Origin of the sequence: Janthinobacterium sp. LPB2021202312-11-4, assembly GCF_037049705.1 — a bacterium.
In the GTDB taxonomy this organism is placed as follows: domain Bacteria; phylum Pseudomonadota; class Gammaproteobacteria; order Pseudomonadales; family Pseudomonadaceae; genus Aquipseudomonas.
Genome location: NZ_JBAGKV010000048.1, coordinates 1 through 13292, shown reverse-complemented (window position 1 = coordinate 13292; position 13292 = coordinate 1). Strand labels below are relative to the sequence as shown.

At 56.2% G+C, this 13292-nt stretch carries 17 protein-coding genes and 1 tRNA gene; 14 read left to right on the top strand and 4 right to left on the bottom strand.

Annotated features, from left to right (window positions below):
• The first annotated feature begins 37 nt into the window (after positions 1-37).
• From rbsK to V5E99_RS29445, 3 genes are read left to right on the top strand one after another with little or no spacing between them, the layout of a single operon-like run.
• Positions 38-955, top strand: coding sequence for a ribokinase (gene rbsK / locus V5E99_RS29455; RefSeq protein ID WP_499805968.1), 918 nt, complete (start codon positions 38-40; stop codon positions 953-955).
• On the top strand, positions 952-1356 hold the full coding sequence (gene rbsD / locus V5E99_RS29450; protein WP_499805967.1) for a D-ribose pyranase: 405 nt from the start codon (positions 952-954) through the stop codon (positions 1354-1356). Before rbsK ends, rbsD begins: the two co-directional genes overlap by 4 nt.
• 44 nt (positions 1357-1400) lie before the next feature.
• On the top strand, positions 1401-2429 hold the full coding sequence (locus tag V5E99_RS29445) for a nucleoside hydrolase (protein ID WP_499805965.1): 1029 nt from the start codon (positions 1401-1403) through the stop codon (positions 2427-2429).
• Between the two features lie 34 nt (positions 2430-2463).
• Here V5E99_RS29445 and V5E99_RS29440 read toward each other — a convergent pair whose 3' ends face one another.
• Positions 2464-2676, bottom strand: coding sequence for a hypothetical protein (locus V5E99_RS29440; RefSeq protein ID WP_499805964.1), 213 nt, complete (start codon positions 2674-2676; stop codon positions 2464-2466).
• A 93-nt stretch (positions 2677-2769) separates the two neighbouring features.
• Between V5E99_RS29440 and V5E99_RS29435 the strand changes: the two genes are divergently transcribed.
• Together V5E99_RS29435 and V5E99_RS29430 are read left to right on the top strand one after the other, a co-directional pair.
• Positions 2770-3117 (top strand): hypothetical protein, encoded by a 348-nt coding sequence (locus V5E99_RS29435; protein ID WP_499805962.1) that lies wholly within the window; start codon positions 2770-2772, stop codon positions 3115-3117.
• A 163-nt stretch (positions 3118-3280) separates the two neighbouring features.
• The gene (locus tag V5E99_RS29430) at positions 3281-3601 is read left to right on the top strand and encodes an I78 family peptidase inhibitor (RefSeq protein WP_499805960.1); all 321 of its coding nucleotides are present in this window, start codon (positions 3281-3283) and stop codon (positions 3599-3601) included.
• 72 nt (positions 3602-3673) lie between these two features.
• Here V5E99_RS29430 and V5E99_RS29425 read toward each other — a convergent pair whose 3' ends face one another.
• On the bottom strand, positions 3674-3886 hold the full coding sequence (locus V5E99_RS29425) for a cold-shock protein (protein WP_003179963.1): 213 nt from the start codon (positions 3884-3886) through the stop codon (positions 3674-3676).
• A gap of 292 nt (positions 3887-4178) precedes the next feature.
• Positions 4179-4478 carry a hypothetical protein gene (locus tag V5E99_RS29420; protein ID WP_499805958.1) on the bottom strand — a complete coding sequence of 100 codons (300 nt, stop codon included), beginning with the start codon at positions 4476-4478 and terminating at the stop codon, positions 4179-4181.
• A 386-nt stretch (positions 4479-4864) separates the two neighbouring features.
• Here V5E99_RS29420 and thrS point away from each other — a divergent pair, with 386 nt between their 5' ends.
• The 9 genes from thrS to V5E99_RS29375 all read left to right on the top strand — a co-directional run bounded on the left by thrS (position 4865) and on the right by V5E99_RS29375 (position 12320).
• Entirely contained in the window at positions 4865-6787 is a 1923-nt protein-coding gene (gene thrS / locus V5E99_RS29415) for a threonine--tRNA ligase (protein WP_499805957.1), read from the top strand.
• Between the two features lie 17 nt (positions 6788-6804).
• Entirely contained in the window at positions 6805-7338 is a 534-nt protein-coding gene (gene infC, locus V5E99_RS29410; RefSeq protein ID WP_010455932.1) for a translation initiation factor IF-3, read from the top strand.
• 60 nt (positions 7339-7398) lie between these two features.
• The gene (rpmI, locus tag V5E99_RS29405) at positions 7399-7593 is read left to right on the top strand and encodes a 50S ribosomal protein L35 (protein ID WP_008145659.1); all 195 of its coding nucleotides are present in this window, start codon (positions 7399-7401) and stop codon (positions 7591-7593) included.
• 27 nt (positions 7594-7620) lie between these two features.
• On the top strand, positions 7621-7977 hold the full coding sequence (gene rplT, locus V5E99_RS29400; protein ID WP_007905879.1) for a 50S ribosomal protein L20: 357 nt from the start codon (positions 7621-7623) through the stop codon (positions 7975-7977).
• Positions 7978-8086: 109 nt separating this feature from the next.
• Entirely contained in the window at positions 8087-9103 is a 1017-nt protein-coding gene (pheS, locus tag V5E99_RS29395; protein ID WP_007905876.1) for a phenylalanine--tRNA ligase subunit alpha, read from the top strand.
• A gap of 26 nt (positions 9104-9129) precedes the next feature.
• Entirely contained in the window at positions 9130-11511 is a 2382-nt protein-coding gene (pheT, locus tag V5E99_RS29390; RefSeq protein WP_499805954.1) for a phenylalanine--tRNA ligase subunit beta, read from the top strand.
• 3 nt (positions 11512-11514) lie between these two features.
• Positions 11515-11817, top strand: a complete 303-nt coding sequence (gene ihfA, locus V5E99_RS29385; RefSeq protein ID WP_002553164.1) for an integration host factor subunit alpha — start codon at positions 11515-11517, stop codon at positions 11815-11817.
• Positions 11798-12154, top strand: coding sequence for a MerR family transcriptional regulator (locus V5E99_RS29380; RefSeq protein WP_003179985.1), 357 nt, complete (start codon positions 11798-11800; stop codon positions 12152-12154). The genes ihfA and V5E99_RS29380 overlap by 20 nt, the downstream gene beginning before the upstream one ends.
• Before the next feature lie 89 nt (positions 12155-12243).
• Positions 12244-12320, top strand: a tRNA-Pro gene (locus tag V5E99_RS29375).
• Positions 12321-12550: 230 nt separating this feature from the next.
• Here the strand turns inward: V5E99_RS29375 and V5E99_RS29370 are convergent.
• Positions 12551-13292 (bottom strand): hypothetical protein (locus V5E99_RS29370; protein ID WP_499805951.1); only part of this gene is annotated, 742 nt, incomplete at its 5' end.

Here is a 13292-nt window from a genome sequence, read left to right as displayed (position 1 = left end):
AAAGCACCGCTGAAACCGAATTGATGAGTAGTGATGTATGCCAGCAAAAGTAGTGGTAATAGGCAGTCTGAACATGGACCTGGTGACCCGGGCGCCACGGCTGCCTCGCGGCGGTGAAACGCTGATCGGTCAGTCCTTCACCACGGTCTCCGGCGGCAAGGGGGCTAATCAGGCCGTGGCCGCCGCACGCCTGGGCGCTCAGGTGTCGATGGTCGGCTGCGTTGGCACCGATGCCTACGGTCAGGAACTGCGCGGGGCGCTGCTGGCCGAGCAGATCGATTGCCAGGCTGTGAGCATTGTCGACGGCGCCAGTGGCGTCGCATTGATCGTGGTGGATGACAACAGTCAGAACGCGATTGTGATTGTCGCGGGTGCCAACGGCGAGCTGACGCCCCGGGTGATCGACGGTTTCGATTCGGTCTTGCAAGCAGCCGACGTGATCATCTGTCAGTTGGAAGTGCCGGATGCCACGGTCGGCCATGCGCTCAAGCGCGGTCGCGAGCTGGGCAAAACCGTGATTCTTAACCCGGCGCCCGCCAGTCGTCCGCTGCCAGCGGATTGGTATGCGTCCATCGACTACCTGATTCCCAATGAAAGCGAAGCGTCGGCGTTGAGCGGGTTGTCGGTGGATTCCCTGGCAACCGCCGAAACGGCGGCCACCCGGTTGATCGCCATGGGCGCCGGTAAGGTCATTATTACCCTCGGTGCCCAAGGGTCGCTGTTCGCCAACGGCACAGGCTTCGAACATTTCCCTGCGCCGACGGTGAAGGCGGTGGATACCACGGCGGCGGGCGACACCTTTGTCGGTGGTTTTGCCGCGGCTTTGGCCTCCGGTAAAAGTGAAGCCGAGGCGATCCGCTTCGGTCAGGTGGCGGCAGCGCTGTCGGTCACCCGGGCGGGTGCCCAACCTTCAATCCCTACTTTGTCCGACGTACAGGCCTTCAAGACACCATGAAAAAGACCCCTTTGCTCAACGTCGCGCTGTCGCGGCTGATTGCTTCCCTCGGTCATGGCGACATCGTGGTCATCGGCGATGCCGGCCTGCCGGTGCCGCCGGGCGTCGAGCTGATCGACCTGGCCTTGACCCACGGTATTCCGGATTTCGTCAGCACCTTGAAAGTGGTGTTGAGCGAGATGCAGGTCGAAAGCCATGTGCTCGCCCAAGAGATCCTGGAGAAACAACCGACTGCGTTGGCAACGCTTGATGAGCTGAATGCCGAAGGTGTCCTGGGTCGGCGTGATTTGCTCAGCCATGACCAATTCAAAGTCCTTAGCCGACAGGCACGGGCGATTGTTCGTACCGGCGAATGTTCACCGTACTGCAACATCGTGTTGGTGTCCGGGGTGACGTTCTAACTCGCTGTAACCTTTTCTGCTGTCCCACGCACAAGGAGTGCGCTATGCACCGCTATGCTCAGAAACTGCATCATCTGCTCCGGAGTCTGCTGCTTTTGTCCCTGATTACCGCAACAAGCGCCCAGGCGGCGGAAAAGATCGACTTGATCATCGACACCGACCCGGGTGCCGATGACGTAGTGGCCTTGCTGTTTGCCCTGGCTTCACCGGAAGAACTGAACATTCGCGCACTGACCACCGTCGCCGGCAACGTGCGCCTGGACAAGACATCGCGTAACGCGCGGCTGGCCCGCGAGTGGGCAGGGCGCGAAGAAGTGCCGGTCTATGCGGGCGCGCCGAAACCGTTGATGCGCACGCCGATCTACGCTGAAAACATCCATGGCAAGGAAGGCCTGTCGGGTGTCACCGTGCACGAACCGAAGAAGGGGCTGGCCAAGGAGAACGCAGTCAATTACCTCATTGACACCCTGAAAGCCGCCAAGCCTCACAGCATCACCATCGCCATGCTCGGTCCGCAGACCAATCTGGCCCTGGCGCTGATCCAGGAACCTGAAATCGTTCAGGGCATCAAGGAAGTGGTGATCATGGGTGGTGCGCACTTTAATGGCGGTAACATCACCCCGGTGGCTGAATTCAACCTGTTCGCTGACCCACAAGCGGCGGAAGTGGTACTCAAAAGCGGCGTGAAACTGACTTATCTGCCGCTGGACGTGACCCACAAGATCCTCACCAGCGACGCACGCCTGAAGCAGATCGCGGCCATCAACAACAATGCCGGCAAGATCGTGGGCGATATTCTCAATGAATACGTCAAGGGCGACATGGAACACTACGGCATCCCCGGTGGCCCGGTGCATGACGCCACAGTCATTGCTTATCTGCTGAAGCCGGAGCTGTTTACCGGTCGTTCGGTCAACGTGGTGATCGACAGTCGCGAAGGCCCGACCTTCGGCCAGACCATCGTCGACTGGTATGACGGCCTGAAAGCACCAAAGAATGCCTTCTGGGTTGAAAACGGCGACGCTCAAGGCTTCTTCGACCTGCTGACCCAGCGTCTGGCTCGTCTGAAGTAAGTGTTAGACCCGCAGGTGCCAGCCTGCGGGTTTTCTATTCCCGGCCTGAGTCCTGCACGCCGGGGTAGTCGGCCGGGTACTTTTCGAAGACCTGGGCGATGAACGACTGGGCGGCTTGTGTTCCCAGTTCCTTGACCAATAGATCGATACCAATGATTGCCAGCTCTTCCGGGCTACCGGGGCTGTAAGAGCTGTGGCCCTGTGCCCACTTGGCTTTGATGTCGGCGTCGATGCTTACGGTGGTCATGATGGCGCTCGTGAAGTCTGGAAAAAGTCTGAGTATCGAGTTAACCATTTTGCGCGACGTTTGGCACTCCGACTTAGGCATGAGGGGAGGGCTATGCGACACTTGGTCTTTGACGGATTTTTCAAGGACCGCGCCGTGCAGATCGATTTGAACACCCCGGATGGCTTGACCCTTGAGGCTGTGCGCCGGTTGCTGGCCTCGGCCAGCGATGATGAGCACACCCAGTTGCGGGTCACCAAGGCCGGCATTGCTTACATTTCATCAGGCGTTGTCGGCGGCACCGACATCAATGGGCTGTTATTTCGCCTGGAGACGTGGGCCAAGGGCTCAGGTTATGTAGGGCTGGTTGCGGCCAGTGACGAGGTCTGGGTGATGCAGATCTTCAACGCGCTGAAAGAGAACTGGCCGAATCCACCGTTCGATTACATCGACATTTATTGAGTGCTGTTCATATTCAGTCACGATTGAGGGCTGAACGAGGTGACGAGCTCAGGCAAACTCGCGGATTGACCGGGTCGATGGCAGGGCGATGGCGCTGTCTGTGAAACCAACCCCGGGATTGGCGGTCGCACGATCTCCGCTTAACTATTGAAAAGGAGGCTTCATGCCTTGGAAGCTCGCGTCATTGGGTACTTTGTTGGCCGTTGCCATGTTGGCCGGTTGCAGCACTCCCTCCACCGAGTCGACAGCAAAGGACCCCGTGGTGACTGACACCGGTCACAGCCGTTGTGACTCAAGCGCCGCAGAATTCACCATCGGCAAAAAAGCCTCGCCGGAATTGCTGGAGCAGGCACGTACTCGCTCAGGCGCACAGAACGCCCGAATCCTCCAGCCAGAAGATATGGTGACTCTGGAGTATCGCTCCGATCGCCTGAACCTGAACACCGATGGCAATTTGGTGATCACGCGCGTCAACTGCGGCTGAGACCTTCAGCCTTTTGTTTCGCGCATAAAAAACCCCGTCACGTGGACGGGGTTTTTTTAGTGCGCCAGAAACTTACTCTGGGCGAACTTGTGCAGCTTGCATACCCTTTTGGCCTTTCTCAGCCACGAAGGAAACGGTTTGGCCTTCTTTCAGGCTTTTGAAACCGTCGCTTTCGATAGCTTTGAAGTGTACGAACAGGTCGTCACCGCCACCTTGAGGAGTGATGAAGCCGAAGCCTTTTTCATCGTTGAACCATTTAACGGTGCCGGTTTGGCGATTAGACATGGTGTATCTCCAAGAAACATATATTTTCAGTAGTGCTGTGCTGCTCAGGCCAACTGGGCACACGGGACTATCATAGTCGAAATGTACGGTTTGGGAGCCCCCCGGACGTGCTGTTTGCTCCCATATCGCCTATTTCCCGTAAGCTAAAATCGCTGAAACCCCCGTATTTCGCGGCTTTGCGCGGCATTCAAGGGGATTAAAAAAAGCCATAAAAGCTGCGTAAATAATGTAAATAAGCCGTTTTTTGACTGTTTTTAGCCCGTCAATCACTCAGAAACCACGTTGTGGGACGTTATTTCTGGACTCTGCACACGGAGATTTCTTTCAGTGCGCGTTGGCCCAGATCGCCACTCGGCGGGGTGTTTTTGTCCATGAGTTGCGCGATCTCTTGCGTCGTGAATTTCTTCTCCAGTACGTCGGCGCCACACGCGCAATGCTTCTGAGCTTCGGCCGGGTTCACACTCTTACTGGCGGCCATTGTGCAATCTTGCATGTACTGGGCTTTCACGCCGGCTGGCCAGGCAGCGTTTGCGCTCAACGGCAACAGCATGGCCAATGGGGTGGCGAGGGCTAAAAGACGGATAACGCGCATGAATGGATCTCCTTCGGGTCGATAATTCGTTGGCAATTCTCAGCCTGTTTGATGCGGAGCGTATATCTCTAGTTCACTTTGCGCCGCAAAAACGCAGAAATCTTCACAGTCGGCATCCTTGAGCATCGATGACCGTTCATCTGTGCTAGGATTCGTCGCTCGTGCTTTTGCAGGCTTCGGATGACCTTCAGTCCCGGCAGCGGCAGGTGCACGAACTAACCCTGATTTGAATCCCAGTCACTCTGGTTCGGTTTTCCGGTTGGCCGCAAGGCTCCTGCCGCTGTAAGGCAGGCGTTCGTCATTGAATGGCCTGGATCGGATCTTGTACTGGCTCATCCCAACCCACGTGACCTTTGGTAGGGGTCACCACTAGGAGAGGAGGCGCCATGCCAACTATTACTCTTCCCGACGGCAGTCAACGTTCATTCGATCACCCGGTTTCCGTAGCCGAGGTCGCCGCATCCATTGGTGCTGGCTTGGCCAAAGCCACCGTGGCCGGCAAGGTCAATGGCAAGCTGGTAGACGCCAGCGACATCATCGACAGCGATTCCACGCTGCAAATCATTACGCCAAAGGATGAAGAGGGGCTGGAGATCATTCGCCACTCTTGCGCCCACCTGGTTGGCCATGCGGTCAAGCAGTTGTACCCGACCGCCAAAATGGTCATCGGGCCGGTCATTGACGAAGGCTTCTATTACGACATCGCCTTCGAACGTCCTTTCACCCCGGACGACCTGGCCGCTATCGAGCAGCGCATGCAGCAGCTGATCGAGAAAGATTACGACGTGATTAAGAAAGTCACTCCGCGTGCCGAAGTGATCGAAGTGTTCAAGGCGCGTGGTGAAGACTACAAGTTGCGCCTGGTCGAGGACATGCCGAACGAGCAGGCCATGGGCCTGTACTATCACGAAGAATACGTCGACATGTGCCGTGGTCCGCACGTGCCGAATACCCGCTTCCTGAAATCCTTCAAACTGACCAAGTTGTCCGGCGCCTACTGGCGTGGCGATGCCAAGAACGAGCAATTGCAGCGCGTTTACGGCACCGCTTGGGCAGACAAGAAGCAGTTGGCGGCTTACATCCAGCGCATCGAAGAAGCTGAAAAGCGCGATCACCGCAAGATCGGCAAGCGCCTGGGCCTGTTCCACACCCAGGAAGAGTCGCCGGGCATGGTGTTCTGGCACCCGAACGGCTGGACTCTATATCAGGTGCTCGAGCAGTACATGCGCAAGGTTCAGCGCGACAACGGCTATCTGGAGATCAAGACTCCTCAAGTCGTTGACCGCAGCCTGTGGGAGAAATCCGGGCATTGGGCCAACTACGCCGACAACATGTTCACCACTCAGTCGGAAAACCGCGACTACGCCATCAAGCCAATGAACTGCCCTTGCCATGTGCAGGTGTTCAACCAAGGCCTGAAGAGCTATCGCGAATTGCCGATGCGTCTGGCCGAATTCGGTGCTTGTCACCGTAACGAGCCATCGGGTGCCTTGCACGGCATCATGCGAGTTCGTGCATTCACCCAGGACGACGCCCACATCTTCTGCACCGAAGAGCAGATGCAGGCCGAATCCGCTGCGTTTATCAAGCTGACCATGGACGTTTATGCCGACTTCGGCTTTAAAGACGTCGAAATGAAGCTGTCCACTCGTCCGGAAAAACGCGTCGGTTCCGACGAATTGTGGGATCGCGCTGAAGCAGCCTTGGCTGCAGCCCTTGATAGCGCTGGCTTGCCGTACGATCTGCAGCCGGGTGAAGGCGCATTCTACGGTCCGAAGATCGAGTTCTCGCTGAAAGATTGCCTTGGCCGTGTCTGGCAGTGTGGTACCCTTCAGCTCGATTTTAACCTGCCTGTCCGTCTGGGAGCCGAATACGTCTCTGAAGACAACAGTCGCAAGCACCCGGTTATGTTGCACCGGGCGATCCTCGGCTCCTTCGAACGTTTCGTTGGAATCCTGATCGAGCACTACGAGGGCGCGTTCCCTGCGTGGCTGGCTCCGACCCAGGCAGTGATCATGAATATCACTGATAAACAGGCTGATTTCGCCGCTGAGGTTGAAAAAACACTCAGCGAAAGCGGATTTCGTGCCAAGTCTGACTTGAGAAATGAAAAGATCGGCTTTAAAATCCGCGAGCATACTTTGCTCAAGGTTCCTTATCTCTTGGTTATCGGAGATCGGGAAGTCGAGATGCAGACTGTCGCTGTGCGTACTCGTGAAGGTGCTGACCTGGGCTCGATGCCCGTCGCCCAGTTCGCCGAGTTCCTCGCTCAAGCGGTTTCCCGGCGTGGTCGCCCAGATTCGGAGTAATTACTATTAAGCGTGAAATGAGACAAGATAAACGAGCTGCACCGAAGGCCCCGATCAACGAGAATATCTCGGCACGCGAGGTTCGGTTAATTGGGGCTGAAGGTGAACAGCTTGGGATTGTGTCAATTGAAGACGCGCTTCTTAAGGCTGAAGAGGCCAAACTGGATCTGGTGGAAATTTCCGCTGATGCAGTACCCCCTGTTTGCAAACTGATGGACTACGGCAAATCGATCTTCGAAAAGAAGAAGCAGATTGCCGCAGCCAAGAAAAACCAGAAGCAGATTCAGGTTAAAGAAATCAAGTTTCGTCCAGGGACGGAGGAAGGGGATTACCAGGTAAAACTGCGCAACCTGGTACGTTTCCTGAGTGATGGGGACAGGGCCAAGGTATCCTTGCGATTCCGCGGCCGTGAGATGGCCCACCAGGAGCTGGGGATGGAACTCCTCAAGCGGGTTGAAGGTGACTTGCTTGAGTACGGTTCGGTCGAACAGCATCCTAAGATGGAAGGACGCCAACTGATCATGGTCATCGCCCCGAAAAAGAAGAAGTAATCAATAGGGCACGGCAGGCCTTCTGATTATGTTTATCAACTGAATGCGGAGTATCCGAACATGCCAAAAATGAAAACTAAAAGTGGTGCTGCTAAGCGGTTTCTGAAAACTGCTAACGGTATCAAGCACAAGCACGCTTTCAAGAGCCACATCCTGACTAAAATGTCGACCAAGCGTAAGCGTCAACTGCGCGGTAGCAGCTTGCTGGCACCGTGTGACGTGGCAAAAGTCGAGCGCATGCTGCGCCTTCGTTAATTTAGTCAAGAATAGAGGAAGTAACTCATGGCTCGTGTAAAGCGTGGCGTCATTGCCCGTAAACGTCACAAAAAAATTCTGAAACTTGCTAAAGGCTACTACGGCGCTCGCTCGCGCGTATTCCGTGTTGCCAAGCAAGCGGTAATCAAGGCAGGCCAATACGCCTACCGTGACCGTCGTCAGAAAAAACGTCAGTTCCGCGCTCTGTGGATCGCTCGTATCAACGCTGGTGCACGTATCAACGGTCTGTCCTACAGCCGTTTCATCGCCGGCCTGAAAAAAGCGTCCATCGAGATCGACCGTAAGGTTCTGGCTGATCTGGCAGTGAACGAAAAAGCGGCGTTTGCTGCGATTGTCGAGAAAGCTAAAGCCACCTTGGCTTAAGTACCCCCGACAGTCACCCGGCCCCACCTCTGTGGGGTCAGGTGTTAAACGTCATAAATAGGGGAAGAGCCTTCAAGCTCTTCCCCTATTTTGTATCTGGAGTCTGTACATGGAAAACCTGGACGCGCTGGTCTCTCAAGCTCTAGAGGCTGTGCAAAGCGCTGAAGATATCAATGCCCTGGAGCAAATCCGGGTTCACTACCTTGGCAAAAAGGGCGAATTGACTCAGGTGATGAAGACCCTGGGGAATTTGCCGGCAGAAGAGCGTCCGCAAGTCGGCGCCCTGATCAACGTTGCCAAGGAGCGTGTCACAGAGGTTCTCAATGCCCGCAAGGCACTGTTTGAAGAGGCTGATCTGGCCGCCAAACTGTCCGCCGAGTCCATTGACGTGACCTTGCCTGGCCGCGGCCAGACCTCCGGTGGTCTACATCCGGTTACCCGGACTCTGGAACGTATCGAACAGTTCTTCACCCACATTGGATACGGCATCGCCGAAGGCCCTGAGGTCGAAGACGATTACCACAACTTCGAAGCGCTCAACATCCCAGGCCATCACCCGGCCCGGTCGATGCATGACACCTTCTATTTCAATGCCAACATGTTGCTGCGCACCCATACCTCGCCCGTACAGGTCCGCACCATGGAATCGAAGCAACCGCCGATCCGCATCGTCTGCCCAGGCCGTGTGTACCGTAGCGACTCCGATATCACCCACTCGCCGATGTTCCACCAGGTCGAAGGCTTGCTGGTTGATCGCGACATCAATTTCGCCGACCTCAAAGGCACCATCGAAGAGTTTCTGCGAGTGTTCTTCGAAAAAGAACTGGCTGTGCGTTTCCGTCCTTCGTACTTCCCGTTCACCGAGCCATCCGCCGAAGTCGATATGGAATGCGTGATGTGCAGCGGCAAAGGCTGCCGCGTCTGCAAGCAGACTGGCTGGCTGGAAGTGATGGGCTGCGGCATGGTTCACCCGAACGTGTTGCGTATGTCCGGGATCGACCCGGAAGAGTTCTCGGGCTTTGCCTTCGGCATGGGCGTTGAGCGTCTGGCCATGCTGCGTTACGGCGTGAACGACTTGCGTCTGTTCTTCGACAACGACTTGCGGTTCCTCGCGCAATTTCGCTAGTCGTAACGAATTCTTAGGAGAGCAGGATGAAATTCAGTGAACAATGGCTGCGTGGCTGGGTAAGCCCGCAGGTAAGTCGAGACGAGCTGGTTGCTCGTCTGTCGATGGCCGGTCTTGAGGTCGATAGCGTTACGCCGGCCGCCGGCGAATTCACCGGCGTAGTCGTGGGCGAGGTGCTGAGCACCGAGCAACACCCGGACGCCGACAAGCTGCGCGTTTGCCAGGTCAGCAATGGCTCGGAAACCTTCCAGGTCGTGTGCGGTGCGCCAAACGTGCGCCCGGGCCTGAAGATTCCGTTCGCCATGATCGGTGCCGAACTGCCAGGCGACTTCAAGATCAAGAAAGCCAAGCTGCGTGGCGTTGAGTCCAACGGCATGCTGTGCTCGCAAGCCGAACTGCAAGTGGGCGAAGGCAACGATGGCCTGATGGAATTGCCGGCTGATGCGCCGGTCGGTCAGGACATTCGCGAATACCTAGGCCTGGATGACGCCAGCATCGAGGTCGATCTGACCCCGAATCGCGGCGACTGTCTGTCCCTAGCCGGTCTGGCCCGTGAAGTCGGCGCGCTATACGCCGCTGAAGTCACCCGTCCGGTGGTGGCTGTCGTGCCAGCCGTGCACGACGAAGTCCGCTCGATCGAAGTGCTGGCGCCGGCTGCTTGCCCGCGTTACCTGGGGCGTGTGATCCGTAACGTCGATCTGTCCAAGCCGACACCGCTGTGGATGGTTGAGCGTCTGCGTCGTGGCGATGTACGTAGCATCGACGCTGCTGTGGACATCACCAACTATGTGATGCTGGAGCTGGGTCAACCGCTGCACGCGTTCGATCTCGCTGAAATCAATGGCGGCATCCGCGTGCGCATGGCCGAAGAAGGCGAGAAGCTGGTGCTGCTCGACGGTCAGGAAGTCAGCTTGCGTAGCGATACGCTGGTAATTGCCGACCATACCCGCGCCCTGGCAATTGCCGGCGTGATGGGTGGCGAGCACAGCGGCGTCAACACCGCGACCACTCGCGATATCTTTCTCGAAAGCGCGTTCTTCGATCAGATTGCGGTTGCTGGCAAGGCCCGTTCCTATGGCCTGCACACCGACGCTTCGCACCGTTACGAGCGTGGCGTGGACTGGCAACTGGCCCGTGAAGCCATGGAGCGCGCCACTGGCCTGCTGCTGGAAATCACTGGCGGCGAAGCTGGCCCGATCACCGAAACCGTGAGCGAGCAACACCTGCCGAAAATCGCGCCTGTGACCTTGCGTGCGCAGCGCATCACCCAGATGCTGGGCATGGAAATGGATTCGGCCGAAGTCGAGCGTCTGCTCAATGGCTTGGGTTTGACCGTTTCTGCCGATGGGGCAGGGCAGTGGCGCGTAGAAGTGCCAAGCCATCGCTTCGACATCAGCCTGGAAGTCGACCTGATCGAAGAGCTGGCCCGTCTGTACGGCTACAACCGTCTGCCGGTTCGTTACCCGCAAGCTCGTCTAGCGCCGCAAGCCAAGGCTGAAGCCCGCAGCGATCTGCCGGAACTGCGTCGCCTGCTGGTGGCCCGTGGTTATCAGGAAGCGATCACCTACAGTTTCATCGATCCGAAACAGTTCGAACTGTTTAATCCGGGTGTTGAGCCGCTGCTGCTGGCCAATCCGATTTCCAACGACATGGCCGCCATGCGTTCGTCGCTGTGGCCCGGTCTGGTCAAGGCGCTTCAGCACAACCTGAACCGTCAACAGGATCGCGTCCGTCTGTTCGAAAGCGGTCTGCGCTTCGTGGGGCAGTTGGAAGGTTTGAAACAAGAGCCGATGCTGGCGGGTGTCGTTTGCGGTAGTCGTCTGCCGGAAGGTTGGGCGCAAGGTCGCGACGTTGTGGACTTCTTCGACGTCAAGGCTGATGTGGAAGCAGTGCTGGGCTTCGCCGGTGCGCTGGATTCATTCACTTTCGTGCCGGGTAAACACCCAGCGCTGCATCCGGGTCAGACCGCGCGCATCGAGCGTGAAGGTCGTCTGGTCGGTTACGTTGGTGCGATTCACCCGGAATTGTCGAAAACCCTCGGTCTCGACCGTCCGGTCTTCGTTTTCGAGTTGGTTCTGGCGGAAGTGGCGTTGGGTAAAATGCCTAAATTCCACGAGTTGTCGCGCTTTCCTGAAGTGCGTCGTGACCTTGCGCTGATCGCCGAAAAAGACGTTGCGGCCAGTGCCGTACTGGACGTAATTCGTGAAAATGCAGGGGAATGGCTGACGGACCTCAGGCTATTTGACGTGTATCAGGGTAAAGGCATTGATCCTGATAGAAAAAGCCTTGCAGTCGGCTTGACCTGGCAGCATCCATCGCGCACTCTTAATGACGATGAGGTGAATACTACGACGCAAAATATCCTCACCTCGCTCGAACAAAGGTTGAACGCCACGTTAAGGAAGTGACGTATGGGGGCTCTGACGAAAGCTGAGATGGCGGAACGTCTGTATGAGGAGCTGGGCCTGAACAAACGGGAGGCCAAGGAATTGGTCGAACTGTTTTTTGAAGAAATCAGGCACGCTCTTGAAGACAACGAACAAGTCAAATTGTCCGGTTTTGGCAATTTTGACCTTCGTGACAAACGCCAGCGGCCTGGCCGCAATCCGAAAACGGGTGAAGAAATCCCGATCACGGCTCGCCGTGTGGTCACCTTTCGTCCAGGGCAGAAGTTGAAGGCCCGAGTTGAGGCTTATGCTGGAACCAAGTCATAACGACGAGCTACCCGTCATCCCAGGCAAACGCTACTTCACCATTGGTGAAGTTAGCGAGCTGTGTGCGGTAAAACCACACGTGCTGCGCTATTGGGAGCAGGAGTTTCCTCAACTCAACCCCGTCAAACGCCGCGGAAACCGCCGGTATTATCAGCGCCAGGACGTGCTGATGATCCGGCAGATCCGCGCGCTTCTTTACGATCAAGGTTTCACCATCGGCGGCGCTCGCTTGCGCTTGTCCGGCGATGAGGCCAAAGACGACACCACTCAGTACAAGCAGATGATTCGGCAGATGATTGCTGAATTGGAAGATGTGCTGGTAGTGCTCAAGAAATAAATTCATGCGTTTGAATACTTCCAGTTTTCAAAAGCTTGCGATATATTCTTGAGCGTTCTTCGAGATGAAGAACAGGTTTCACGCCTAGTCGGGGCGTAGCGCAGTCCGGTAGCGCACTAGCATGGGGTGCTAGGGGTCGAGTGTTCGAATCACTCCGTCCCGACCATATTTCCTGAGTAAAATCAGACAGTTAAGCCGATCAAGTGGATCGGCTTTTTTGTGCCTGCGCAAAACCCGCGCAAAACTGGCGCAAAACTACCCGGTGATTTCGCTGATATTCAGGTCCGGAATCGTGTAAGGAGGCGTCGGATTTGGCACCGCCTTGCAGGATGTTTGGCACAGGGTGTCTGCCTTAGGAGCGCGGGATTTCGCGGATTTTTTGGCACCGCAATAGTGTCACTCAGATTCTGGTTTCGACGGCCGAGGAAACTTTGCATTTGGAAAGCCCTTTTTAAGCGCCGTGTAAAGTTCGTCAGCCACTTTATCCAAGTCCTCGATTGATCTATCCACCCTGAAAATCAGACGTTTCGTCTGGTCTATCAATTGCGAGAACAGTCGTGGGCCAAGCGCTTGCTCTAAAGATCCGTGCGAGATCGTTCCACCATTTGGGATGATCTTTTCGAGGATTGGCTGCACTTCCACATAGTGCAGCGTCGAACGGGTCCGAACCACGTCTATCGCATGAAGGAAATTCTGTTCGGCAATGACCAGTGCTTCCAGTATCTCCCCATTTCCTAGGTCAAGAAAGAACGCAAGACTATCTAGATCTATCCTCGGCAGCTCATCCAATGGATAGTCTATAGGGGGGAGTGAAATTACTACCGAGGGGTTGTCGCGATAGTCATCCACAAAGTCCATCTGTATCTGAGCGACAATATTTATCTGGCGCCACAGCGTGAACATGGCACGTGCGCCAGCGCCTATCTGCCTTTTTCGCTCGTCCTCTTGGGCCGCATCTCGTACCAAGGTTGCTCCATACGATGCGCCGACATAAGCGGCGATCAATGTCGCTACAGCGGGTAGAAAGTCTTTCGCGAAAGCTGCCAGTTGCGGTGTTCCAAAAGGGGCACTGAACGATGCTGCAACAATGATCAAAACCAGCAAGGTTAGTGGGTTTTTGAGTTTTTTCATTCCGTTA

Coding starts and splice junctions, on each gene's coding strand:
- rbsK (WP_499805968.1), top strand. CDS start 38: ATGCCAGCAAAAGTAGTGGTAATAGGCAGTCTGAACATGGACCTGGTG.
- rbsD (WP_499805967.1), top strand. CDS start 952: ATGAAAAAGACCCCTTTGCTCAACGTCGCGCTGTCGCGGCTGATTGCT.
- V5E99_RS29445 (WP_499805965.1), top strand. CDS start 1,401: ATGCACCGCTATGCTCAGAAACTGCATCATCTGCTCCGGAGTCTGCTG.
- V5E99_RS29440 (WP_499805964.1), bottom strand. CDS start 2,676: ATGACCACCGTAAGCATCGACGCCGACATCAAAGCCAAGTGGGCACAG.
- V5E99_RS29435 (WP_499805962.1), top strand. CDS start 2,770: ATGCGACACTTGGTCTTTGACGGATTTTTCAAGGACCGCGCCGTGCAG.
- V5E99_RS29430 (WP_499805960.1), top strand. CDS start 3,281: ATGCCTTGGAAGCTCGCGTCATTGGGTACTTTGTTGGCCGTTGCCATG.
- V5E99_RS29425 (WP_003179963.1), bottom strand. CDS start 3,886: ATGTCTAATCGCCAAACCGGCACCGTTAAATGGTTCAACGATGAAAAA.
- V5E99_RS29420 (WP_499805958.1), bottom strand. CDS start 4,478: ATGCGCGTTATCCGTCTTTTAGCCCTCGCCACCCCATTGGCCATGCTG.
- thrS (WP_499805957.1), top strand. CDS start 4,865: ATGCCAACTATTACTCTTCCCGACGGCAGTCAACGTTCATTCGATCAC.
- infC (WP_010455932.1), top strand. CDS start 6,805: ATGAGACAAGATAAACGAGCTGCACCGAAGGCCCCGATCAACGAGAAT.
- rpmI (WP_008145659.1), top strand. CDS start 7,399: ATGCCAAAAATGAAAACTAAAAGTGGTGCTGCTAAGCGGTTTCTGAAA.
- rplT (WP_007905879.1), top strand. CDS start 7,621: ATGGCTCGTGTAAAGCGTGGCGTCATTGCCCGTAAACGTCACAAAAAA.
- pheS (WP_007905876.1), top strand. CDS start 8,087: ATGGAAAACCTGGACGCGCTGGTCTCTCAAGCTCTAGAGGCTGTGCAA.
- pheT (WP_499805954.1), top strand. CDS start 9,130: ATGAAATTCAGTGAACAATGGCTGCGTGGCTGGGTAAGCCCGCAGGTA.
- ihfA (WP_002553164.1), top strand. CDS start 11,515: ATGGGGGCTCTGACGAAAGCTGAGATGGCGGAACGTCTGTATGAGGAG.
- V5E99_RS29380 (WP_003179985.1), top strand. CDS start 11,798: ATGCTGGAACCAAGTCATAACGACGAGCTACCCGTCATCCCAGGCAAA.